This window comes from Cognatundibacterium rivi (assembly GCF_018139565.1).
GTDB classification, from domain to species: Bacteria; Pseudomonadota; Gammaproteobacteria; order Burkholderiales; family Burkholderiaceae_D; genus Undibacterium; species Undibacterium rivi.
The window spans coordinates 1-1,000 of the sequence record NZ_JAGSPK010000011.1 but is presented as its reverse complement, the minus strand read 5'-3'; the positions used below and the strand labels follow the sequence as shown (position 1 = coordinate 1,000).

Sequence of the window (1,000 nt, the reverse complement as noted above, 5' to 3'; positions counted from 1 at the left end):
GGCGTACCTTTGTCTCACGGGCAACCTGTGACGCCGACTGCGATATCGCGGATGAAGCAACGCGGTTAATGGCCATTGCGGCGGCACCAGGCACCGCCGTTTTGCTGATACGGCTGAGGTTTTCAACGGCCTGCTCAAGACCTTTTATGGCAATACATCCCCCTTTCAGCGGCGACGGTTAACGGCAGGCGGTACGCCCCGTCCAAGCCAGAGATGACAACTTCCGCCATCATCCGGCGAAACCCGATCTACCCAGAAATTTTCCTCACCGATGGTCAGCGTGTCTCCACGCCGCAGCTGCCGCACCTCATCAGTCCGGACAAACAGGGACGGGCTGGAGCCTTCAACGCGCACGCCCTGTCCGGCATAGCTGATATTTTCAGGGTCATCAAAAACACCACGTATCACCGCACCTGACTGCTCACCGGATGTAATGGTGGCTGACGTTCCCATGTACCCGCGTATCGTTTCATCGGCGCGGGCAATGGCAGCATCGAACAGGTTATCGAAATCAGCCACAGCGCCTCCCGTTATTGCATTCTGGCCAGGCCGCGCTCTGTCATTTCGGCTGCCACACCGGCAGAGACACGAAACGCCGTTCCCGGCAGCACAAATGCCACAGGTTCATCCCGCGTGGCGTGAAGTGCATCAGTATGCAGCTTCACCAGTGCCACGACCGTGACCAGTTCAGACGTATCCAGAATCACGGTATCCGGCTGCGCTGATCCCACCTCATTTTCATGTCCGGTCAGCACATTTTCCCGGCTGAGAGGGGTGTCCTGACCGGCAGTTTCATCCGTGTCATCAAGCTCCTCTTTCAGCTCTGCCACACGGAGCGCCAGTTCTTCTTTCGTCCCCGTCAGGCTGACATCACGGTTCAGTTGTTCACCCAGCGAGCGGAGACGGGCAATCAGTTCATCTTTCGTCATGGACTCCTCCACAGAGAAACAATGGCCCCGAAGGGCCATGATTACGCCAGTTGTACGGACACGAACTCATC

3 protein-coding genes are annotated in these 1,000 nt (G+C 57.5%); all 3 read right to left on the bottom strand.

All coding sequences use genetic code 11. The features are described from left to right. A partial coding sequence (locus KDM87_RS17635) for a phage tail protein (RefSeq protein ID WP_456243431.1) occupies nucleotides 1-148 on the bottom strand: 148 nt, incomplete at its 3' end. A 17-nt stretch (nucleotides 149-165) separates the two neighbouring features. Next, nucleotides 166-519 (bottom strand): head-tail joining protein, encoded by a 354-nt coding sequence (locus KDM87_RS17630; protein ID WP_000752979.1) that lies wholly within the window; start codon nucleotides 517-519, stop codon nucleotides 166-168. Between the two features lie 11 nt (nucleotides 520-530). Continuing rightward, on the bottom strand, nucleotides 531-929 hold the full coding sequence (locus KDM87_RS17625) for a DNA-packaging protein FI (RefSeq protein WP_000158919.1): 399 nt from the start codon (nucleotides 927-929) through the stop codon (nucleotides 531-533). Nucleotides 930-1,000 lie beyond the last annotated feature (71 nt).

Coding starts and splice junctions, on each gene's coding strand:
- KDM87_RS17625 (WP_000158919.1), bottom strand. CDS start 929: ATGACGAAAGATGAACTGATTGCCCGTCTCCGCTCGCTGGGTGAACAA.